This window comes from Vibrio sp. 1401, from assembly GCF_033340295.1.
The window spans coordinates 1-525 of the sequence record NZ_JAWOWF010000806.1; the positions used below are offsets into that span (position 1 = coordinate 1).

Consider the following 525-nt stretch of genomic DNA (forward strand, 5'->3'; position numbering starts at 1 on the left):
GGTCTCTTTGAATCGAAACGCAATGATGATCCAAGCGAGTGACACGTAACCCAACAATGAAATGAACACCATGCTCCAGCCAAAGTGGAAGTTAATGAACCCACCAATCACAGGAGCAATCAACGGCGTGATGGACGCTGCCATAGCAATGTAAGACATCGCGACGGGAAGCTCATTCCCACTAAACTGGTCGCGAGTGGAAGCCCGAGCCAACACCGCGCAGCAACCCGTCCCCAAGCCTTGCAAAAAGCGGCCTAAGACCATGCCAGTAAACGTATGGCTCCAGAAAATGATCATCAGCAAGCCAGACATTGCGATCAGCAAACCAGCGAGTAGCACTTTCTTGCGCCCTAATGCGTCGGACATAGGGCCATAGATGAACTGGGAAGGGCCAAATCCAAGTAGATAAATACTCACGAGGAGCTGCGCTTGATCGAGTGAAACTGAGAAGTCTTTGGCGATCCAAGGTAGGGAAGGCATCACTAAACCCATGCTCAGTTGGCCAACACTGATGATCAAACAGGC

1 protein-coding gene is annotated in these 525 nt (G+C 50.9%); it reads right to left on the reverse strand.

Going from position 1 to position 525, the window contains the following annotated elements; all coding sequences use genetic code 11:
- The coding region (locus R7Z77_RS28280) for an MFS transporter (protein WP_318137427.1) at positions 1-525 on the reverse strand (525 nt) is incomplete at both ends.